Annotated in this window: 18 protein-coding genes and 3 tRNA genes; 5 read left to right on the top strand and 16 right to left on the bottom strand. The window is 64.5% G+C overall.

Annotated elements, in window-relative coordinates:
* Positions 1-58: 58 nt before the first annotated feature.
* The 10 genes from ABIC78_RS05610 to ABIC78_RS05565 all read right to left on the bottom strand — a co-directional run bounded on the left by ABIC78_RS05610 (position 59) and on the right by ABIC78_RS05565 (position 9,987).
* Positions 59-135 (bottom strand) — tRNA-Asp (locus tag ABIC78_RS05610).
* Between the two features lie 131 nt (positions 136-266).
* A tRNA-Asp gene (locus ABIC78_RS05605) sits at positions 267-343 on the bottom strand.
* 120 nt (positions 344-463) lie between these two features.
* Positions 464-1,414 (bottom strand): thymidylate synthase, encoded by a 951-nt coding sequence (thyA, locus tag ABIC78_RS05600; RefSeq protein ID WP_354488207.1) that lies wholly within the window; start codon positions 1,412-1,414, stop codon positions 464-466.
* A gap of 126 nt (positions 1,415-1,540) precedes the next feature.
* Positions 1,541-1,617: transfer RNA gene (locus ABIC78_RS05595), tRNA-Pro, on the bottom strand.
* Between the two features lie 141 nt (positions 1,618-1,758).
* Complete coding sequence (locus ABIC78_RS05590) at positions 1,759-2,610, bottom strand: TauD/TfdA dioxygenase family protein (protein WP_354488205.1); 852 nt, start codon at positions 2,608-2,610, stop codon at positions 1,759-1,761.
* Entirely contained in the window at positions 2,607-3,278 is a 672-nt protein-coding gene (locus ABIC78_RS05585) for a glutathione binding-like protein (RefSeq protein WP_354488203.1), read from the bottom strand. The genes ABIC78_RS05590 and ABIC78_RS05585 overlap by 4 nt, the downstream gene beginning before the upstream one ends.
* Before the next feature lie 84 nt (positions 3,279-3,362).
* Positions 3,363-4,328 (bottom strand): TauD/TfdA dioxygenase family protein, encoded by a 966-nt coding sequence (locus tag ABIC78_RS05580; protein ID WP_354488201.1) that lies wholly within the window; start codon positions 4,326-4,328, stop codon positions 3,363-3,365.
* Positions 4,329-4,733: 405 nt separating this feature from the next.
* On the bottom strand, positions 4,734-6,176 hold the full coding sequence (locus ABIC78_RS05575; protein ID WP_354488199.1) for an MFS transporter: 1,443 nt from the start codon (positions 6,174-6,176) through the stop codon (positions 4,734-4,736).
* Positions 6,173-7,561 (bottom strand): LLM class flavin-dependent oxidoreductase, encoded by a 1,389-nt coding sequence (locus ABIC78_RS05570; protein WP_354488197.1) that lies wholly within the window; start codon positions 7,559-7,561, stop codon positions 6,173-6,175. The genes ABIC78_RS05575 and ABIC78_RS05570 overlap by 4 nt, the downstream gene beginning before the upstream one ends.
* A gap of 2 nt (positions 7,562-7,563) precedes the next feature.
* Positions 7,564-9,987 (bottom strand): TonB-dependent receptor, encoded by a 2,424-nt coding sequence (locus ABIC78_RS05565; protein WP_354488195.1) that lies wholly within the window; start codon positions 9,985-9,987, stop codon positions 7,564-7,566.
* Positions 9,988-10,506: 519 nt separating this feature from the next.
* Here ABIC78_RS05565 and ABIC78_RS05560 point away from each other — a divergent pair.
* Positions 10,507-10,914 carry a low affinity iron permease family protein gene (locus tag ABIC78_RS05560; protein ID WP_168351195.1) on the top strand — a complete coding sequence of 136 codons (408 nt, stop codon included), beginning with the start codon at positions 10,507-10,509 and terminating at the stop codon, positions 10,912-10,914.
* Between the two features lie 145 nt (positions 10,915-11,059).
* Positions 11,060-13,102: a M13 family metallopeptidase gene (locus tag ABIC78_RS05555; RefSeq protein ID WP_354488193.1), complete on the top strand. Its 2,043-nt coding sequence runs from the start codon at positions 11,060-11,062 to the stop codon at positions 13,100-13,102.
* Positions 13,103-13,287: 185 nt separating this feature from the next.
* Here the strand turns inward: ABIC78_RS05555 and ABIC78_RS05550 are convergent, their stop codons facing one another.
* The 5 genes from ABIC78_RS05550 to ABIC78_RS05530 form a co-directional block, all read right to left on the bottom strand.
* A complete protein-coding gene (locus tag ABIC78_RS05550) occupies positions 13,288-13,488 on the bottom strand; it encodes a hypothetical protein (RefSeq protein WP_022674887.1) in 201 nt (66 codons plus the stop codon).
* 85 nt (positions 13,489-13,573) lie between these two features.
* A complete protein-coding gene (secA, locus tag ABIC78_RS05545; protein WP_062782476.1) occupies positions 13,574-16,309 on the bottom strand; it encodes a preprotein translocase subunit SecA in 2,736 nt (911 codons plus the stop codon).
* Positions 16,310-16,438: 129 nt separating this feature from the next.
* Entirely contained in the window at positions 16,439-16,705 is a 267-nt protein-coding gene (locus ABIC78_RS05540; protein ID WP_022674885.1) for a hypothetical protein, read from the bottom strand.
* A gap of 83 nt (positions 16,706-16,788) precedes the next feature.
* Positions 16,789-17,406 (bottom strand): energy transducer TonB, encoded by a 618-nt coding sequence (locus ABIC78_RS05535; protein ID WP_158441924.1) that lies wholly within the window; start codon positions 17,404-17,406, stop codon positions 16,789-16,791.
* An 80-nt stretch (positions 17,407-17,486) separates the two neighbouring features.
* The gene (locus ABIC78_RS05530; RefSeq protein WP_169047989.1) at positions 17,487-18,143 is read right to left on the bottom strand and encodes an energy transducer TonB; all 657 of its coding nucleotides are present in this window, start codon (positions 18,141-18,143) and stop codon (positions 17,487-17,489) included.
* A gap of 130 nt (positions 18,144-18,273) precedes the next feature.
* On the opposite strand from ABIC78_RS05530, the gene argJ reads away from it, so the two are divergent.
* From argJ to ABIC78_RS05515, 3 genes are read left to right on the top strand one after another with little or no spacing between them, the layout of a single operon-like run.
* Positions 18,274-19,500: a bifunctional glutamate N-acetyltransferase/amino-acid acetyltransferase ArgJ gene (gene argJ / locus ABIC78_RS05525; RefSeq protein ID WP_354488189.1), complete on the top strand. Its 1,227-nt coding sequence runs from the start codon at positions 18,274-18,276 to the stop codon at positions 19,498-19,500.
* A gap of 6 nt (positions 19,501-19,506) precedes the next feature.
* A complete protein-coding gene (locus ABIC78_RS05520) occupies positions 19,507-20,112 on the top strand; it encodes a glutathione S-transferase family protein (RefSeq protein WP_354488187.1) in 606 nt (201 codons plus the stop codon).
* Positions 20,109-20,918, top strand: coding sequence for an inositol monophosphatase family protein (locus tag ABIC78_RS05515; protein WP_354488185.1), 810 nt, complete (start codon positions 20,109-20,111; stop codon positions 20,916-20,918). The genes ABIC78_RS05520 and ABIC78_RS05515 overlap by 4 nt, the downstream gene beginning before the upstream one ends.
* A 130-nt stretch (positions 20,919-21,048) precedes the next feature.
* Here ABIC78_RS05515 and trxA read toward each other — a convergent pair whose 3' ends face one another.
* Entirely contained in the window at positions 21,049-21,369 is a 321-nt protein-coding gene (trxA, locus tag ABIC78_RS05510) for a thioredoxin (protein ID WP_022674879.1), read from the bottom strand.
* Positions 21,370-21,408 lie beyond the last annotated feature (39 nt).

Below are 21,408 nucleotides of genomic sequence, written 5' to 3'. Positions count from 1 at the left end.
ATTGATGCCGGAAACGAAAAAGGCCTCCCGAAGGAGGCCTTTTTGAAAATCCACCAAGTGGCGCGAGTGACGGGGCTCGAACCCGCGACCTCCGGCGTGACAGGCCGGCACTCTAACCAACTGAGCTACACCCGCGTGCCCTTGGGGATTGCGCCTCTAAGACGCGGCCGATATGCTGTCAACTGCCAATTTGCTGTTTCCAGCCTTGGCGTGAAAGCCTTGTTCGAGCAAGGTTTTCGTTGACCAACAACATCTTACCCAAGGGGTGGCGCGAGTGACGGGGCTCGAACCCGCGACCTCCGGCGTGACAGGCCGGCACTCTAACCGACTGAGCTACACCCGCATTCCCCTTGGGGTGAGGCGCCTCTATGCCGGGCGGCGGCAGGTGTCAACAAAGGGTCATGCAGAATTTTCGCACCAAGCTGTGCAAAACTTGATCGGCACCCCGCAAACGCGGCGCACCTTACACGGCGACCGGGGCGGCCAGATGCCCTTGCGGATGATAGCCCTCCACCACGAAGTCCTCGATGCGATAGTCAAAGATCGATTCCGGCCGCCGTGCGATGGCCAGGCGGGGATCGCCCGACGGCACGCGCTGCAACTGCGCCTCGATCAGATCGGCGTGGTTGAGATAGAGGTGGGTATCCCCGCCCATCCACACCAGTTCACCCGGCTCAAGATCGCATTGCTGGGCCAGCATGTGCACGAACAGCGCCGCGCCCCACAGGTTGAACGGCAGGCCCAGCACCACATCGCAGCTGCGCTGATAGAGCACGCAAGACAGGTGATTGCCGGCCACCTGGAACTGATAGGTCTTGTGGCACGGCGGCAGGGCCATGGCGTCAAGCTCCGCCACGTTCCACCCCTCCACGATATGGCGGCGGCTGCCGGGATTGTGGCGCAGGCTTTCGACCAGGCCAGCCACCTGATTAACCCCCTGCGTGCGGCGGCGAAACAGGCCGTCCTGGCCGGCTGGCTCATAGACCGGCCAATCGACCCACTGCTTGCCATAGACCGGGCCGAGATCGCCCCACTGCTCGGCAAAGGCGGCATCAGCCACGATCCGCGCGGAAAAATCGGCGCGGCTGATATCCTCGCCCGTTTCGCGGCGATAGCGATCGAGCGGCCAATCGGTCCAGATTTCCACCCCTTGCGCGCACAGGGCGCGAATATTGGTATCGCCGGTCAGGAACCACAGGAATTCGCGCGTCGCGGTTTTCCAGAACACCCGCTTGGTCGATAGCAGCGGAACGCGGCCCTGCGACAGATCGAAGCGCAATTGCGTGCCAAACACCGCGCGGGTGCCCACGCCGGTGCGGTCCATCCGCTCGTCACCCTGCGTCCAGATCTGGCGCATCAGGTCAAGGTATTGCCATTCGAAGTGCGGGCTGTGGGATTCGGTGGGGCTCATCATGCCCACAGCCTTAGAAGTGCATGCAAGAATCGCAAATAGTGGCAAGCCTCACCGGGCGTTCACCGGAAACGAAAAAGCCGGCCCGAAGGCCGGCTTTTCATGCCCCTGCAATGCAGGGAAAATAAGTGGTCGGGGAGAGAGGATTCGAACCTCCGGCCCCTGCCTCCCGAAGACAGTGCTCTACCAGGCTGAGCTACTCCCCGACCGGAGCGGTTCGGGCTAGGCCGTCCCCGCTGGGCAGGGCCGCCCTATATGCGGGCGATTCCGCACGCGCAAGCCCTGTTTCAAAAACTTATCAACAGTTTGTATGTTCTTCATATAAAACAATGAATTAGAAGCATACATCAGCCCAGCGGCACCCCTTCGATAGTGATGCGATGCATCTCTCGGCGGTGGCCATGGTAATCGTTATAGGCGTAATGCCAGGTCGCGCGGTTGTCCCAGAACGCGATCGAGCCGGGCTGCCAGTGGAAATCCTCGTGGAATTCGCTGCGGCGCGCATGATCATAGAGCCTGGCAAGCAGATCGGCCGAGGCCGCGTCTGACAGGCCGAGCACGCGCACGGTGAAGCTTGGGTTCACATAGAGCGCGCGCTTGCCGCTGAGCGGATGGGTGATGACTACAGGGTGCACCGGATCGTCGAGCACGTCGGCGGCGCCCGCGTTGCCGATGCGGCCATCGCGGCGAGTATCCTGCAAGGCTTCATAGGCAGCGGCCTTGCTGCCAAAGACGTGGCGGGCCGAATGCACCGCGCGCAGGCCATCGACCTCTTGCCGCAACGCTGCCGGCAACGCGTCATACGCCGCATACATCGAGGCAAAGGCCGTGGCCCCGCCGTGCGGGGGCAATTCTCGCGCCACCAGGATCGAGCCCAGCGCCGGTTCGGCATCATAGGAATGGTCGGTATGCCAGCCGCCACCGATATTGTGCTGCTGTTCCGGCTCTTTCACCACCAGCGCGATTTCGGGATAACGCGGATGGGCCGCGAAAAAGCGGTTGATGTTGATCGGCCCCCAGGCACGGGCAAAGGCGATGTGCTGCTCTTCGGTGATCTGCTGATCGCGAAAGAACACCACGCCATGTTCGGCAAAGGCTGCGCGGATCGCCGCAAAGTCAGCCTCTGCCAGCGGGCGCGCGAGATCGACGCCGAGGATTTCGGCACCGACGCGGCCATGCTTGCGAATTTCGAAAGTCATGCCGGCACCTCTTGAGCGGGAGCAGATCGCGGGCCAGCCCCGGGCCGGAACGGCAGGGGGCCTTCCGCTTCACGCACGGCGCGGACCGCCGGCCGCGCCTCGAAACGCGCGGAGAACGCCGCAAGCGCAGGAAGATCGGCCAGGGCCGGACCAAAATGCGGGACATAGCTGGCAAAGACGCCGAGATAGGCGTCGGCAATGGTGAAGCGATCGCCCACCAGCCATTCCGCCTCGCCCAGGCGATCCTCGATCGGCTGGAACGCTTCACGCAGGCGGCGCCGGGCGGCCTGGCGGATGCCCTCGTGCGCGGCTGGATCGTCGGAATAGAGGTGCGGGCGATTGCCCACCCGCTGCGTCGCGCCGTGGATCTCGCTGTTGATATAGCCGATCCAGGCCTGGATCTGCGCCCGCTCGACCGTGCCGGCCGGCGCGAACAGCGCGGTGCCGGGGCGCTGGTCAGCCAGGAACGGCAGGATCGCGGCATTTTCTCCGATGACCGTGCCATCGTCGAGCACCAGGGCCGGAATGCGGCCGAACGGGGTCAGCGGGGCGAGATCGTCTCCCCCCGGCCCCAGCCGCAGCAACCGAACAGGCACGGGCAGATCAAGCTCGCGGATGATGACATGGGCCGGCAGGCTGGTCGCGCCGGGAGAGGCTAGCAATTGCATCGAGCCAGAGTTTCCTTGGGATGGCCGAACGGGGAGCGGGCAACCCTGCCCCCTCCCCGCGCGGTGAGAATGACCTGGTGGCCGTCAGGCCGGCTGGCTGGCGGTAGCGCGTTCCTGCCGCGTGTTGCGGCTTTCGCGGCCATCGATGCCCACCGGCACATCCCCCGCGACCGTCGCGCGGCGCAGCGTGCGGCGCTGCAAGCCGAAATCGGCGATCGCTCGGTGCTGCGTGCTGCGGTTGTCCCAGAAGGCCACGTCACCGGGCTGCCAGCGCCAGCGTACGGTGTTTTCCGGCTTCGTGATGTGGTCTTGCAGGATGTTGAACAGCCGCGCCGAATCCGCCTCGCTCAGGCCGACGAAGCGCTTGACGAAGTGGCCCAGCAGCAGGCTGCGCTGCCCGCTGACGGGATGGACGCGCACCACCGGATGCTCGGTTTCATAGATCGTCGAGGCGAACACCGACTTGTGATAGAGCGTGCGCTCCTTGGCCGTGTCGCTGGCATCGGCCGATGTGCCAGCCGCCGCGAGCGTGGCGGCGTAATCGTAATCGTTGCTGTGCACCGCCCACAGGTTGTTGACCAGTTGGCGCAACGGTTCGGGCAGGCCTTCGTAGGCCGTCTCGCCATTGGCCCACAGCGTATCGCCGCCCGCTTCGGGAATGGTGATGCCGCGCAGGATCGATGCCTTGGGATAGGCCGTCAGGAACGTGACGTCGGTATGCCACGATGACGCGGCATAGCCTTCCTTGCTGTCGAGTTCGAGCAGGTAGCGCGAGCCTTCGGCAACCGGCACCGTGGGGTGGGCAACGGGATCGCCGAACAGCGCGGTCAGCGCCTCGTGCTCGGCATTGTCGAGGTGTTGTTGCCCCCGGAAAAACAGCACCTTGTGCCGCACCAGCGCAGCCTCGATCGCCTTCACGGTGGGGCCGTCGAGATCGCCCGACAGCGCCAGGCCGTGAACCTCGGCACCGATGCGGCCGGTCACGGGGCGGATATCGAGCGGGGACACGGGGTCTTTGGCATTGGGATAGCTGGCAACGATGGTGGCCATGGGGATTCTCCTGAACATGGGCCGCGCGCAAGGCATCGCCCGGCAATGGGCCGGCGCGCGCGAACGAAGGGATGGAACGAGAAAGTCAGGTTTGGCGGCGGCGCGGATCACGCGCCGCGCGTCAACACATTCGTTGGGTCTTGTGCATCGTATCACCTCGATCGGATGGAGGGATCACGAAGCCTGGCGATGTCGCCCCAGCGTTCGCGCGCTTTAGCCGTTGGTATCGCGGAGCAAGCTGCTTCCCATCAAAAGCCGCGGGCCGATGGTTCGGGCGCAAGGCCCGCTTTTCCTGGCCGGGGAAAAGACTTTCGAACTATCTCTACTCTATCGCTTGACTATAACATGGCAAGCCCGGATCGCTGGGGATGCGCCCAAGTTTTGCGTGGCCACTCCCAAGCGGAATTATCCCTGCGAGCCGCGATCGGCCTGCGCCAGCCAGCGATCGCGACTGGCATCGGACACCAGCCCCGCTGCATCGCGCGCAGCCAGCTGGCGACGGATATCGCCATGGCGCCGCTCGTCGATCGGAAAGCCGTGGATCACCGCGGCCGAGATCACGTGGCCCAGCGCCGGTCCCAGGGCGAACAGCCACTTGAGATGTTCCAGCACGCCGGCCGGATTGGCCCCGCGCGGATCAAACCCGATCCACGCGGCCAGCGGCAGGGCCACACCGATCGCCAGGGCCACGCCAGCCTTGTCAGACAGCGAGAACACCGAAAAGAACAGGCCGATGCGATCCTCGCCGGTGCGCAGGCGATGATAGTCCGCCACGTCCGCCACGATCGAGCGCAGCATGAGATTGCCCGAGCCCTGGGCCAGCCCCTGCGCCAAGGTCAGGGCCAGCAGCAGCACGACAGAGCCCGGCGCCAGCGCGAGGAGTGCCAGGTTGATCGCCACCTGGGTCAATTCCCCGGCGACAGCAGCGCGTTCCTTGCCCACGCGGCGGCCGATCGCCAGCCACAGCGGGCAGGCAAAGATGCCAAACACATATTGCAAAAGGAACAGCCCCGGCGCCCAGGCCGGATGGCCCATGTAAAAGCTGATGAAGAACACGAACAGCGCGGTGCGCACGCCCTGTGCCAGCCGCACGGCAAAGTTCGAGGCCAGCACGCGCAGCAGCATGCCTTCGCCAAACACCAGGCGCAGCGTATGCCACACCCGCACCGGATCTTGCGCGCCGGCCGGCGGGGGCGGCTCGGGCAGCGCGCGCAGCCCCAGCGGCAGGGTGATCAGCAGCAGGGCAAAGACCATCGCCCCCATCGCCGCCAGTTCCAGCCGCGGTTGCCCGGCCAGCCGCGTGACCAGCAGGCTGGGCAGGACCAGCGCCAGCAACAGCGCCACGCAGGTCAGCGCCTGGCCATAGGTGGTGATGCGCGTCCGCTCATGATAGGCGCCCGAAAGTTCGCCCATCCAGGCGGCCAGCGGCGTGGCCATCATCGAATAGCCGAGATAGAGCACGAACAGCGCAGCCGACAGCGCCAGCGGGCCAAACCAGGCCGGCGGCAGGAACACCGGCACCGCGCCGAGCGCAAAGATCGCGGCCCCCACCGCAATCCACGGCCGGCGGCGGCCCCAGCGGCTGCGCGTGCGGTCAGACAGCAGGCCGATCGCCGGATCGATCACCGCATCCCACAGCCGCGCCAGCAGGAAAATCACCCCCACCGTGCCCAGCGAAAAGCCGAACGCGCTGGCATAGAGCGGCGGGACATAGGTGCTGAGCGGCACTTCCACCGCGGCAAGCGGCATGCCCAGGCTGGAAAAGGCAATCAGCCGCGCCGGGCCAAGCCGTTTGGGCGCTGCGGCGGGCGGCGCGCGCCCGGCGGCATCGAGGGCAAGCGTGCTCATGCAACAAGCTCCTTCGTCTGGGGGGAAAGCGGCGCAGGAAAGCCGGCATCGGGCCGCGCCAGGCCAAGGTTTTCGCGCAAGGTGGCGCCTTCGTATTCCTCGCGAAACAGGCCGCGCCGGCGCAGTTCGGGCAGGACCAGTTCGATCACGTCGTCAAGGCCTGCGGGAAAGATCGGCGCCAGGATGTTGAAGCCATCGGCCGCGCCATCCTTGAACCAGGCCTGAAGTTCGTCGACCACTTCGGCGGGCGTGCCCACCAGCACGAGATGCCCGCGCGCGGCCGACATGCGCGAGACCAACTGGCGCACGCTCAAGCCCTGGTCCAGCGCGAGGTCGTAAAACAGCTTTTGCCGGCTCTGCCACCCTTGCGTGAACGGCGGCGGTGGCGGCGGCGCGTCGAGATCGACGGTGGTCAGATCCCAATCGAGGAAGGTGCGGATCGAGGCGAGCGCGCCGGCCACATCGACAAAGGCCTGCAAGCGCGCCAGCTTGGCCTCGGCGTCTGCCCGCGTGGGCGCAACATAGATGCTGACACCGGGCATCACCAGCAGGCTGTCACGCGACCGGCCTAGTGCCTGCGCCTTGTCCTTGAGGCCTTGGGCAAAGGCCCTCGCTGCGGCGCGGCTTTGCTGCGCGGTAAACACCACCTCGGCGGTGGCGGCGGCCAGCGCCTGGCCATCATCAGACGATCCGGCCTGAACGATCACCGGATGTCCCTGCGGCGGTCGCCCGGTCTGCAACGGGCCGGCCACGCGGAAGTGATTGCCAGCATGATCCACACGGCGCAACCGTGCCGGATCGTAATAGCGGCCGCTGGCCTTGTCGGCCTGGATGGCATCGTCGGCAAAGCTGTCCCACAGCTGCTTGACCACCGCCACATGCTCGGCCGCGATGGCATAGCGCGCGGCGTGCGCGAGTTGATGGTCCAGCCCGAAGTTCGCCGCCTCGGCATCGCTGCCCGATGTGACGAGGTTCCACCCGGCCCGGCCGCCGGAAAGCTGGTCGAGCGCGGCAAACTTTCGCGCGACATGATAGGGCTGGAGATAGGTGGTGGAGACCGTGGCGATCAGCCCGATATGGCTGGTGTGCGTGGCCAGGGCCGACAGCAGCGTCAGCGGCTCTCCGGTATAGACAGGTGCGGTATAGCTGATCGCCTCGGGCGTGGCGCCGAACAGCGCCACGTTGTCGGCCAGGAACACGGCATCGAACTTTGCAGCTTCGGCTTTTTGCGCCAGATCGCGCCAGTATTCGAACCGGAACGGCGCGCGCGGATCGACATCGGGATGGCGCCAGGCGGCGGCATGATGCCCTACGCCGAACAGGAAGGCGCCCAGCTTCATCTGGCGTTTGCCGCCGGCCTGGCGATGTGCGGTATCGTGGCTCATGGTCAAAACGTCCGCGTGATGGTGCCGCCGAACGTGCGCGGATTGCCATAGACCTCGATCACCGGGGCCGAGGCACTGGCCGCGCCATAGGAGACGGCATAGCGTTCGTTGGTCACGTTCTTGGCCCAGGCCTGAAGCTGCCAGCGGTTGTCCTGCGTGCGCAGGCCCAGCCCGACGTTGGTGATCGCCACCGGCGCCTGCCAGCCATAGACCGAGCGCGGGTTGATATAGGCAATCCGGCTTTTCCAGCTGGTGTTGGCATAGCCGGTGAGGTTCCATTCCCCACCGATCGGCTGATCAAGATCGATGCCGCCCTGCACCGTCCACTTGTTGGAACCAGCCACCTGATAGCCGGTGAGCGACAGGGGCCGCGCGGCGCCGCCATTGGCCAGCTGGAATTCCAGCGGGGCGGGCGCATCGGCATAATCCAGGTACTTGGCGTCGTTATAGGCAAGGTTCGCGTTGAACCCCAGCGCCGGCACCGGGCGCCAGGTCGCCTCGAACTCGAACCCGCGCAGCCGCACCTTGCCCACGTTGGCGAGATAGGTGCCGAACGAGGCATTAGCCTGATCGACGCGGGTCCCCTGATAATCGGTGATCGTGTTGTTGTAGAGGTTGAGGTTGACGGTGGCCTTGCCGCCGGCCCAGCTGGTCTTGATCCCGGCCTCGAAATCGGTGGACTTTTCCGGCCGCGTGATCACCAGCGCGGCCTGGCTGGCCGTGGCCGAAGTATTGGCCGCGCCCGATTTCTCGCCATGGCTGGCCGAGGCATAGAGCAGCACGTTGGGCGTCACCTGCCAGGCCGGATTGACCAGCCAGGCCAGCGAGCCACGGCTGACCTGATTGGCCAGTGTATAGGCGCCGGCCGCGCTGCCGCTGGTCCCGCCGAGGTTGTTGAGCAGCGCCTGTCGCGCCGTGGCGCCGGCGGGGTTGAGCGCGCCGGTGCCCAGGGCATAGCCGGCAATATTCACCTGCTTCTTCTCCCAGGTATAACGCAGGCCGCCGGTGAGCGAGAAGGTGGACGTGAGATGCGCGGTCACCTGGCCAAAACCGGCCAGGCTATCGATCGTCAGGCGGCCATCGCGGTCATACTCCAGCCCGTCGATGAACGAGGACGGCACCCCTGCCCCCAGGAAAAACGTCGAGGCGTCTGATCCAAAGATCGTGCGCAAGTTGCTGCGCAGCTTTTCGTGCAGGTAAAACGCGCCCACCTGCCAATCGATCGTGCTGCCCTTGGCCGAGGCGAGCCGCAGTTCCTGCGAATACTGATTGACGTCAACATCATAGCCCGCACGATAGATATCCAGCGGAGTATAGTCGCTGTCGTTGTAAGGCCGGAAATAGAGCCGCCGCCACGCGGTAACGCCGGTCAGGTTCACCCCGCCCAGATCCCAGTTGATCTCGTTGGAAAGACCATCGGTCTTGGCGATCAGGCGATCCTGGTTGTTGAGGTTGGCGTTGTAGGGGCCGTTGAGATTGGGGGTATAGCCAAACCGCGCCAGCTTGGCGCTCCAGCTGCCCGCGCGCGGCGAATTGACCGTGCCATCGAGGTTCAGGTTCTGCGTCACGTCCGCCACTGGCGGGTAGAAATTGTTGTATTCGTTGGATTCGTAATGTTCGGCGATCAGGCGCGAGGACACAGTGGCGCTGGGCGTAAACAGCAGTTGCCCGCGCGCCGACCAGCGATCGTTGCCCAGCAGCTTGACGCCGTTATAGGCGTTGGTGATCCAGCCACCGCCCTTGCTTTCGGCAAAGGTCAGGCGATACGCCAGCTTGTCATCGATGATCGGCCCGGTGGCATTGGCGCGCAGCTGCACCGCATCGTAATTCCCATAGGTGGCTTGCAGCGTATAGGAAGGCTCGAACTGGGGCTTGGCCGTCTGCACGATCACTGCGCCGATCGTGGTGTTCTTGCCCAGCAGCGTGCCCTGCGGCCCGCGCACCACCTGGATGTTTTCCAGGTCGACGAAATCGAGCCAGGAAAAGCCCACGTGGGTGAAGAACACGTTGTCCACGATCAGGCCAACGCCGCCTTCGGCGCCATCGTTGCTGGCATTGCCGCCCAGCCCACGAATGTAGAGCCCGGAAACGCGAGTGTTCTGCTGCAACGCGCCGAAATTGGGCACGCGCAGAGCAAATTCGCTCACCCGCTCGATCCGCTTGGAGGTCAGCTCCGCACCGGAAATGGCTGAGATCGCCAGCGGTACGTCCTGCAGGCGCTCCTCGCGATGGCGGGCGGTGACAGTGATGGCATTGGCATCGGGCACATCCGGGCTGGCTGGGTCGGCGACCGGTGCCGGCGCCTGTTCGGCCGGCGCCGCCGCAGTTTCGGCTGCCTGGGCCAGGCTTGGCAAAGCCAGTGCGGTGGAGGCGAGCAGCAGGGCGCCCAGGCCCGTGGCCGGGCGGGTGGCATGGAAAATCGACATGAAAAAGCGGTCCCTCATGGACTGGAGGCGCAAGGCGGCCTGCCGCGTGCGGGGCATCGCCGCGCGGCCTTGCGCAATCTGGATATGATTATAGTCAGGCCCAGGCGCAGCCGTGGTCTGCACGGTGGCTGGGCGCGGGCGTTATGCCGCTATCGTGTGCATTGCATCGTATCACCCCTGAAACAGCGGGGAACACGAAGCCTGGCGATGTCGCCCCAGCGTTCGCGCGCTTTAGCCGTTGGTAACGCGGAGCAAGCTGCTTCCCGATCAAAAGCCGCGGGCCCGTGACGGCCCATTGCGGCCGGCGCAGCATTGGGCCAGGCCGCTGCGTCTTGATCTCTATTTATTTGATAGACTTTGTACCGTCAAGCAATGGCGTGGGATGAAAGCGGCAAAGCAATTCTTGGGCACGGCCAAGCCAGGGTGCCCCCAACGGTTCCCTGCCCTTTCGGGAACCACGCGGCCCGCCCGCTGGTTTTGGGAAACAGTCCAGCAATCAAACCAGAAAGAACCGCGGCCATGGACCGGATTTTCACCGCATTTGCCAATCGCGTTTCGGCCTTGGCGGGGCAACCGGCGAGTTTCGCGCTGGCCACGCTGATCATCGTCGTCTGGGCCGTGTCGGGCCCGATCTTCGCCTGGTCAGACACTTGGCAGCTGGTGATCAACACCGGCACCACCATCGTCACGTTTCTGATGGTCTTCGTCATCCAGAACGCGCAAAACCGCGATGCTGCGGCGATGCAGGCCAAGCTGGACGAGCTGATCCGCGCCCTGGAAGGCGCGCGGGGCGATTTCATCGGGATTGAGCATCTGTCTGACAGCAAGATTTCCGATATCCGCACCGCGCTGGAACAGGAAAGCGGTTGCGACACCGACCAGGCCAGCATCGAAGAAAGCGTGGAGGTGCTGCTGCGCCGCCGCTGACAACTGCAAATGACACGATTGGCGACAAAAAACGCACAGACATGCCCTTTTTATCAATGGCATCACCTGCATCAAACTCTTTCAGATGAAACCGCCTTCGTCTAGGTTGCGCGCCGTTGAGGGGTCAACAAGGATGAATGCAACTGTGAAACTTCGCATGATGGTCTTGGCATCGACGGCATTGGCCGTGGCGGTGCAGCCGGCCCTGGCCTCTCCGGCATCTTCCGCAAAGCACAAGCCCACTGCCTCCGGCGCGCAGAGCGGGCCGATCGGCGGCTGGGGTGTCGATCTTTCCGGGCGCGATCTTTCGGTCAAGCCGGGCGATGATTTCGATACTTACGCCAACGGCAAGTGGAAGGCGCGCACGCCCATTCCCGAAGACCGGCCCAACATCGGCACGCTTGCCCTGATCGACGAGCAGGTGCAGGCGCAGATGAAGGATCTGGTCGCCGCCATGCCCGCCACCAGCCAGGTCGGCGCGCTCTATGCCAGCTTCATGAACGAGGCGGCGGTCGAGCAACGCGGCCTTGCCCCGCTTCGGGCCGATGTCGCCAAGGTCATGGCGATTGCCGACAAGACCGCCTTTGCCCGCGCCATGGGCGGAACCGAAGGAAACTTTGGCATCAGCCTGGTCGATTATGGCGTGGGGCCCGATACTGCTGATGCAGGCCTTAATGTCCTGTCGCTGGGCCAGGGCGGTTTGGGCCTGCCCGAACGCGATTATTACCTCAAGCCCGCTTTCGCGCCGCAGCGCGAGGCCTATGTCGCCTATATCACGCGCACGCTGCAGACGCTGGGCGTGGCCGATCCGGCAGCAGCGGCCGCAAAGATCATGGCCTTTGAAACCGAGATCGCCACGCGCAGCTGGGATATTGCCCGCCGCCGCGATCGCAGCGCTACCAATAACCCAATGTCATCGGCCGAATTTGCCGCCTATGCGCCCGGGATCGACTGGACGGCCTTCTTCGAAGGCGCGCACATCGCCCCGCAAAGCCGCATGATCGTGCGCGAGAACACCGCGATCCGCGATCTGGCGGCACTCTATGCCAACACCCCGCTCGACACGCTCAAGCTGTGGCAGGCGTTCCACGTGGCCGACCAGGCTTCGCCCTATCTGACCAAGGCGATGGTCGACAGCCGCTTTGCCTTTACCCGCACGCTCACCGGGGTGGGCCAGCTCAAGCCACGGTGGAAGCGCGGGCTCGATCTGGTCAACAGCCAGCTGGGCGAAGCGGCCGGCCAGGCCTATGTCGCGCGCTATTTCCCGCCATCGTCCAAGGCGCGGATGCAGGAACTGGTCGCCAACCTGCGCGCCGCCTTTGAAAAGCGCATTGCCGCCAATCCGTGGATGAGCGCGCCGACCAAGGACGCTGCGCTTGCCAAGCTGGCGCGGATCGACGTGATGGTCGGCTATCCCGACAAGTGGCGCGATTATTCGGCGCTGGTGATCAAGCCTGACGATCTCTACGGCAACGTTACCCGCGCCGCGCGCTTCAATGCCGACTATGCGATGGAAGACCTGGGCAAGCCGGTGAACCGCAAGAAGTGGGGCATGAACCCGCAGACGGTGAACGCCTACAACGGCGGCGCCAAGCTGCAGATCGTGTTCCCCGCCGGCATTCTCCAGCCGCCATTGTTCGATCCGCGCGCCGATGATGCCGTCAACTATGGCGCCACGGGCGCGATCATCGGCCACGAAATCAGCCACAGCTTTGACGATCAGGGCCGCAAGATCGACGCCAAGGGCGCCATATCCGACTGGTGGACGCCCCAGGATGCCGAGCGTTTCGAGGCGGAAGCCAAGGTCTTTGGCGATGAATATGCCCGCTTTGAAGCGGCGCCGGGCGCCTTCATCAATCCCAAGCTGACGATGGGCGAAAATATCGCCGATCTTGCCGGCCTGCAGGTGGCGCTCGATGCTTATCACAAGTCACTGAACGGCAAGCCCGCGCCAGTGATCGACGGGCTGACCGGCGACCAGCGCTTCTTCCTCTCGTTTGCCCAGGCCTGGCGCGCCAACCAGCGCGTGGATTCGCTGCGCAACCAGGTCACCACCGACCCGCACAGCCCCGCGCGCTTCCGCATCCTCGGGCCGCTGCCCAATATCGAAGCGTGGTATCAGGCCTTTGGCGTCAAGCCGGGCAACACCATGTACATCCCGCCCGAAAAGCGCGCCAAGCTGTGGTGAGCTAGGTAGAGAAAAGCCCCCTTCTCTTCAGAGGAGGGGGTTTGGGGGTGGTGCAAGGCCATACGCAAACGCGCGCCTGCACCATTCGAATTTTCAGCTAAATCCGCTGGTCAACAGCAAATTTCAGGGGTGGTTTCCACCACCCCCAACCCCCTCCTCTAAAGAAGAGGGGGCTTTTTTGTGCCTCAATCCAGCTTGGCGCGGATCTTGGCGATCAGCTTGGCGATGCGATCGGCCGCTTCGGTGAAGGTTTCCACATCGGCGCGGTTGTTGTTGCCGCGCGCTTCCTTGGCGGATTCGAGATAGCCTTCCAGGTCCACCTCGAGCGCGTCGACGATCATTTCGCCTTCATCTTCGCTCAGCGTCAGCTTGATGGTCTTGTCCACAATCGGTTCCTTCGGATTTTTCGGAATGGAAAACCCCGGCCAGCCTGCGCCAGCCGGGGTTGAAAAGTTGCGATCAGCAGCAGGCTCAGGCCGCCAGGCCGTGGCAGTGCTTGTACTTCTGGCCCGAGCCGCACGGGCAAGGCGCGTTGCGGCTGATGCCCTGGCCGGCATAGGGATCTTCGCCCGCCGCCACAGCAGCGCCCGTCGCCTGGCCGCCACCGAGCGCGCCGAGCATGGCAGCAGCGCCAGGCACCTGCGGCACGGCATCGTTTTCACCGGTGAACGGATCGATGTGGCTGGTGAGGAAATCGGGCAGTTCGGGCAGCTGGAAGTCTTCCATCGGCTGCATGCGGATTTCGCTGATCATCAGAATGCGCGTCACGTCCTCGCGGATCGCGTCGAGCATCTTTTCAAACAGGCCAAAGGCTTCCTGCTTGTATTCATTGATCGGCGTCTTCTGCGCATAGGCGCGCAGGAACACCACCTGGCGCAGCGCGTCGAGCGTGGCGAGGTGTTCCTTCCAGTGGTGATCCAGGCGTTCGAGCAGGATCGACTTTTCCAGGTTGCCCCACGATGCACGGTCCACCGTGTCGAGCTTGGCCGCCATGTGCGCATCGGCCAGCGCGATCAGGCGCTCGCTGATCAGCTCGGCTTCCACCGCGTCTTCTTCCAGCCAGTCATCGAGCGGCGGCGTCATGCCCAGTACGTCGGCCACGCGTTCCTTGAGGCCGGCGATATTCCACTGTTCGGGATAAGAACCCGGCGGGCAGGCATCACCAACCATGGCATTGATCGTGTCGTGGCGCATATCCACCACAACATCGTCCACCGCATCGGCATCCATGATGTCGGCGCGCTGCTCGTAGATCACCTTGCGCTGGTCGTTCATCACGTCGTCGTATTCGACAACCTGCTTGCGGATATCGTAGTTGCGCGCTTCCACCTTCTTCTGCGCGGTCTCGATCGCCTTGGACAGCCACTTCGAGCCGATCGCCTCGCCATCGGCAAGGTTGGAATTCATCATGCGGGCAAACAGCGTGTCGGGCCCGAAGATGCGCAGCAGATCGTCTTCCAGGCACAGGTAGAACTTCGACAGGCCCGGGTCACCCTGGCGGCCCGAACGGCCACGCAGCTGGTTGTCGATGCGGCGGCTTTCGTGCCGCTCGGTGCCGATCACGCAAAGGCCGCCGGCTTCCAGCACCTTGGCCTTTTCCGCGTCGATCTCGGCCGCCATGCGCGCGATCGCGGCATCGCGCTCCGGCCCTTCGGGCACGTCGCGCAGCTCGTCCTCCATGCGGAATTCAAGGTTGCCGCCCAGCTTGATGTCGGTGCCGCGCCCGGCCATGTTGGTGGCGATGGTCACCGCGCCAAGGCGGCCGGCCTGGGCCACGATGTGCGCTTCCATTTCGTGGAAACGGGCATTGAGCACCGCGTGCTTGACGCCTTCGCGGTTGAGGAACTCGCTCAGCAGTTCCGACTTCTCGATCGACACGGTGCCGACCAGCACCGGCTGGCCGATCTCGTTCTTCTCGCGGATCAGCTTGGCGATCGCGGCAAACTTGTCGAGCGTGTTCTTGTAGAACTCGTCTTCCTCGTCCACGCGCTGCACCGGCACGTTGGTGGGAATGGTGACGACATTCATCTTGTAGATTTCGAAGAACTCGGTCGCCTCGGTCGCGGCCGTCCCGGTCATGCCCGAAAGCTTGGGATACATGCGGAAGTAGTTCTGGAAGGTGATCGAGGCCATGGTCTGGTTTTCAGGCTCGATCTTGACGCCTTCCTTGGCCTCCACCGCCTGGTGCAGGCCATTGGACCAGCGCCGGCCATCCATCATGCGGCCGGTGAACTCGTCGATGATGATGACCTTGTCGTCCTTGACGATGTAGTCGATGTCACGCTTGAACATGACATTGGCTTTCAGCGCCTGGTCGAGGTGGTGCACCACCATGGTGTTTTCGACGTCATAGAGGTTGGAGCCAACCAGCAGGCCATCTGCCTCCAGCGCGCGCTCCACCCATTCCACGCCGTCTTCGGTCAGGGTGATGCTCTTGGTCTTTTCATCGGCTTCATAGAGCGACGGATCGATCTGCTTCACCACCGCATCGACCGAGATATAGAGGTCGCTCTTGTCGTCGGTGGGGCCGGAAATGATCAGCGGGGTGCGCGCCTCGTCGATGAGGATCGAGTCCACTTCGTCGACGATCGCATAGTTGAACGGCCGCTGCACCATCTGCGAGCGTTCGTGCTTCATGTTGTCGCGCAGGTAGTCGAAGCCCAACTCGTTGTTGGTGGCATAGGTGATGTCGGCCTCATAGGCCTCGCGCCGCTCATACTCGTTGAGGTTGGGCACGATCACGCCCACCGTCAGGCCAAGGAACTTGTAAAGCACGCCCATCGTCTCGGCGTCGCGCTTGGCGAGGTAGTCGTTCACGGTCACGACGTGAACACCCTTGCCTTCCAGCGCATTGAGATAGACCGCCAGCGTCGCCACCAGGGTCTTGCCTTCGCCGGTGCGCATTTCGGCGATTTCGCCACGGTGCAGCACCATGCCGCCGATCATCTGCACGTCAAAGTGGCGCATGCCCATGGTGCGCACGGCCGCTTCGCGCACCGTGGCAAAGGCTTCGGGCAGCAGGTCATCGAGGCTGGCGCCCGCTTCGAGGGCAGCGCGGAACTTCACCGTCTGCGCGGCAAGCTGCTCATCGCTCATCGCCTGCACTTCCGGCTCGAAAGCGGCGATCTTTTTCACCTGCTTGTCGAGCGACTTGACGTAGCGATCGTTGGACGAACCGAAAATGGACTTGGCAAGGGCGCCGAGCATGGCGGTGTTTCCTGTTATGCGAATGGGTATGGCAAGTGCCGGGCGCGGGCCGTGATAAAATTCGGGCGCGCATCGGGCCGGCAACGCGAAAGTCAGGGATTGGTGCCCGCAACGGGGCAGCAGCGCGGCTTATTCGCGCGCGCGGTCGCTGCGATAGGTGGCGGTGCTGGCCAGCGCGAACGGCGCAAACATCGCCGGCACGGCCTGCTGCGCCACGTCGAAAACCGGGCGCGCAGCGCGCACCCGCGCCGCCTGGACCACGCAATGCGCGGCCACCGGGGCCACTGCCAGCCCGGCATGCTCGGCGCCCGCCACTTCGGTGCGCGTGGTGGCATTGGCCACCTCGGGCAGCGACAGGCCGCTGAGCAGGGCAAACAGGACAAGCAAAAAGCGCATTGCGATGGGAGATAGGGAACGGCTCGCCGCGCGTAAAGCGCAATCGGCAGATTTTGATTCAACCCAAGCGCTGGAACGCACGCTCAGGACGCATCGTCCACGGCGATGGTAAAGGTTACCGTCACCCGCTTGGCAACGGTTCGGCCGGTCGTGTCCTTTGCCGGGGCAAACCGCTTGCCCACGGGGCAGGAAATCAGGCCGGTCCCCGGCGCGACCTCATGCCATCCACCGCCATTTTCAGACGCCTCGCAGCGCAACACCTTGCCGTCGGCACCAACCACGAACGCCATTTGCTGCTTGGTGGGCGCCGGAACAACATTGAGGCCGTTGCCGCCTCCCCCACCGGGCAGGCGCCAGTTGATGGAACTGCGAAAGGTATCGCCCACCGGCTTGCCATGCTTGGTGCCGGGCACGAACCGCGCCCGTGCCATCAGTATCCGGCACGTGGTATCATCCAGCTGCGACGAACCGCTGCTTACCGTCACTTCGCACGTAGTGGGCATGCCGGTGGTGTCATAGGTCAGCGCAAAGTGGACTGCGCCCTGTTCGGCATTGCGCAGTGCGCTGGCCGGATAATCCGCCGCCGAGATCCATGTCCCGGGATTGGTGACAGGCCGCCCCGGGGTCGAGTCTTGCGCCAGCGCCGGCATCCCGATCAGCAAACCGATGGCCAGGCTCGTCGCCGTCAGTTTCCGCGCCATTGCCCCGTTCCCTGTCCCTGATGCGTTGTAGCCACCGTGATGATGCGCGAACGCGGGCGCGTCAACCGGGATGGCGCGGTTCATGGCACATCGTCGACCGCAACGGAAAACGTGGTGGTCACGCGCCGCGCCACGGGCTTTCCGCCAGCATCGCGCGGAATGGGGAATGTCTTGCCAGCCGGACAGGCGACCAGGCCGGAGCCAGCTGCCACCTCGTGTCGTTTGCCATCGTTTTCCACCGCCTCGCACCGCGCCACCGTGCCATCGGCGGCAATGGTATAGACCAGTTGGCCCTTGTACGCGGTCGGCAGCGTCGGCGGCGTGTCGGCATCTTCGCCGTCGTCGTCGGTGTCGGGAATGCTCCACCGCACCGAACTGGTATAGGCGCTCGCCACCGGCTTGCCATTGCGGGTGCCGGGTATGAAGCTGGCCCGCAACAGTAACACCCGGCAGGTGGTGGCATCGAGATCGGCATAGCCGCTGCTTGCCGTCACCTCGCAATCGGTCACCTTGCCCGTTTCGTCATAAGTCAAGCGGAAGCCGGTCGTGCCGGTATCGTTGTTGCGCAGCGCCGCAGGAGGATAATCGTCAGGCAAAACCCATTGCCCGGCATCGCCATTGGGCTTGGCCGGTGTTTCGACCGGCGGGCGCGATCGCGGGCGCGCCATCGCCGCACCCGGCGCGCAGAGCATTACTCCCAAGCCGATCAAGACCGCGTGGCGCATCGCATGCTGCATGTGTCTGTTTCCCCGTTTCACGGCAAAGTGATGCCGGTGCCACATTCTTGCGTCAATTGTCTGCCCAGCGGCGTGCCGCGGCCGGCTCAGCCATGGACGGCGGGAAATCGAATCGCTAGGGAACGCGGCCATGTCAGACGCCGTTTCCCCGCTCGCCTCGCCCTTCCCCGCCCTGCCCGCGATTGCCGGCGTGACCCCGCGCGTGGCCCGTGCCGGGTACAAGGATTGGGGACGCTGTGACCTCACCTATGTGGAGCTGGACGAAGGCACGGCCGTGGCCGGTGTGTTCACCCGCAATGTGTGCTGTTCCTCGGAAGTGGAGCTGGGGCGGCAGAATGTAGCACAAGGCGCCGCGCGCGCGCTGGTGGTCAATGCCGGCAATTCCAACGCCTTTACCGGCTATCGCGGGCGCGAGGCGGTGGAAGCGATCATGGACCAGGTCGCCACCCACCTGGGCTGCGCGCGCGAGGCAGTGTTCGTCTCGTCCACCGGCGTGATCGGCGTGCCGCTGCCCAAGGACAAGGCCCGCGCCGGGATCGAAGCGGCGCTGCTGGCCCTGCCCTGCACCTGGGAAGAGGCGGCCAACACCATCGGCACGACCGACACCTTTGCCAAGGGCGCCACGGCCACCGCGATCGTGGGTGACACCACGGTTACGCTCTCGGCGATCATCAAGGGTTCGGGCATGATCGCGCCCGACATGGCAACGATGCTGGGCTATATCTTCACCGACGCTGCGGTGTCGCCAGCCTTCCTGCAGGAATGCCTGTCGGCCGCGAACCAGCGCACGTTTTCGTGCATCACGGTCGATAGCGACACCTCCACCAGCGACACGGTCATGGCCTTTGCCACCGGCAAGGCGGGCAACGCCCCGCTTACCAGCCGGGACGACGTAGGCGGTGAAGCCTTTGCCGCCGCGCTGGAACAGGTGTGCCGCGAACTGGCGCATCTGGTGGTCAAGGATGGCGAAGGCGCGCAGAAGTTCATTGCCGTGGCCGTTTCCGGCGCTGTTTCCGACGAAAGCGCGCGCCGTGTTGGGCTGGCGATTGCCAATTCCCCGCTGGTAAAAACCGCCATCGCCGGCGAAGACGCCAACTGGGGCCGCGTCGTCATGGCCGTGGGCAAGGCCGGCGAGCCGGCCGACCGCGATCGCCTGTCGATCGGCTTTGGCGGCACCTGGGCGGCCAAGGATGGGCAGCCACTGGCCGATTACGATGAAGCGCCGGTGGCTGCGCACCTCAAGGGCCGCGAAATTTCGATCGAGGTCGACCTGGGCCTCGGCCAGGGCCGCGCCACGGTGTGGACCTGCGACCTGACGCACGGCTACATCTCGATCAACGCCGATTACCGGAGCTGAGCTGCCATGCTGATCATCTGGGGGCGGATCAATTCGCACAACGTGAAAAAGGTGGTCTGGGGCGCGTACGAATGCGGCCTGGATTTCGAGCGGCGGGATATGGGTGGTAGCTTTGGCTATACGCCTGAATACCTGGCAAAGAATCCCAACCGCCTGGTGCCGATGATCGAGGACGGCAGCGTGGCGGTATGGGAATCGAACGCGATCCTGCGCTATCTGTTCGCCGCCCATGCGCCGCAGCTGTGGCCGACCGATCCGGCAATCCGCGCGCAGGGCGACCAGTGGATGGACTGGCAGTTCCTCTATGCCGATGCGCAGCGCGACGCATTCCTGGGCTGTGTGCGCGGCGGCAAGGATGGCAGCGATCCGGTGGTGGCCAAGTCTGCCACCGCCTGCGCCGCGCTGATGGCGATGGTCGACGCGCAACTGACGCGCCAGCCGTTCCTGTCGGGCGACAGCTTTGGCGTGGCCGATATCCCCATGGGCACCTATGCCCACACCTGGTTCAGCCTGCCGATTGAACGGCCGGCCCTGCCCCATGTGGAGGCGTGGATGGAACGGCTGCGTACCCGTCCCGGCTTCCAGGCCATTGCCGCGGTGCCGTTCACATGAGCTGGACGCCCGAGATCGACGCCGTCGTCGGCGCGCTGATCGCCCGCGTGGCGCAGGAAGCCATCGCCCCGCGCTATCGCCAGCTTTCAGAGGCTGACGTGATCAACAAGGCCGTCAACGACGTGGTCACCGTGGCCGATACCCACGCGGAACGGCTGCTGAGCGAGGGGCTGGCCGCGATCCTGCCCCAGGCCACTATCGTGGGCGAGGAAGCCGCCCATGCCGATCCGGCGCTGATGGAACGGCTGGGCGATGGGCTGTGCTGGATCATCGATCCGCTCGATGGCACCAACAATTTCGCTGCGGGCAAACCGCCGTTTGGCGTGCTGATCGCGCTGGCCGAGCATGGGCAGTGCGTGGCGGGATGGATTCACGATGTGCCATCAGGCCGGCTATGCACCGCGCAAATGGGTCGGGGCGCATTTGTGAATGGCGAGACGGTGCGCGCCACGCCCACCAGCCAGATTCCGCCGGTCGCGGCGATTTCCACGGTATTCATGGACGCGGCCCAGCGCGAGGCGATGCGCCAGCATATCCTGCCGCATTACAGCGTCGTGGACATCCCACGCTGCGCGGCAGAACAATATCCGCGCCTGGTGCTGGGGGTGAATGATGTCTCGATTTTCGAGCGCACCCTGGCCTGGGACCATGCCGCCGGGGTCTTGTTCGTCAACGAAGCCGGCGGCAAGGCCGCGCGGCCCGATGGGCGGCCCTATCGCGTCGATCAATTAGGCGAAAAGGGCCTGATTGCCGCCAGCACGCCGGCGCTGTTCGATGCCATGGCGGAACGGCTGGCGGGTTTGTAATTGCCCCTCCACCACCCGCACTGCGGGTGGTCCCCCTCCCCGCCTTCGGCAGGGAGGATAAAGAAGATCCTCCCCACACCGTGGGGAGGTGGCAGGCCGCAGGCCTGACGGAGGGGCTGTCCTGTAACCCTTACAGAACGCTTTCCAGCCAACCCTTGAGCTGGCTCTTGGGCGCGGCGCCCAGCTTTTGCGCCACCGGCTTGCCATCCTTGAACAGGATCAGCAGCGGGATCGACTGCACGCCGAAATCGCTGGCGATGGTGGTGTTTTCCATGATGTCCACCTTGGCGATGGTCACCTTGTCAGCCAGTTCCTCGGCGATTTCTTCCAGCGCCGGGGCGATCATCTTGCACGGGCCGCACCAGTCGGCCCAGAAATCCACCAGCACGGGCTTATCGGACTGAAGGACTTCGGTGGAAAAGCTGGCGTCGGTGACGGCTTTGGTGGACATGAAAGAAACTCCGTTGATCAGTTGGAATGGTATCTAGGA

Origin of the sequence: Novosphingobium sp. 1529 (assembly GCF_040544855.1) — a bacterium.
GTDB classification, from domain to species: Bacteria; Pseudomonadota; Alphaproteobacteria; order Sphingomonadales; family Sphingomonadaceae; genus Novosphingobium; species Novosphingobium capsulatum.
This window is presented reverse-complemented; position numbering and strand designations above follow the sequence as displayed.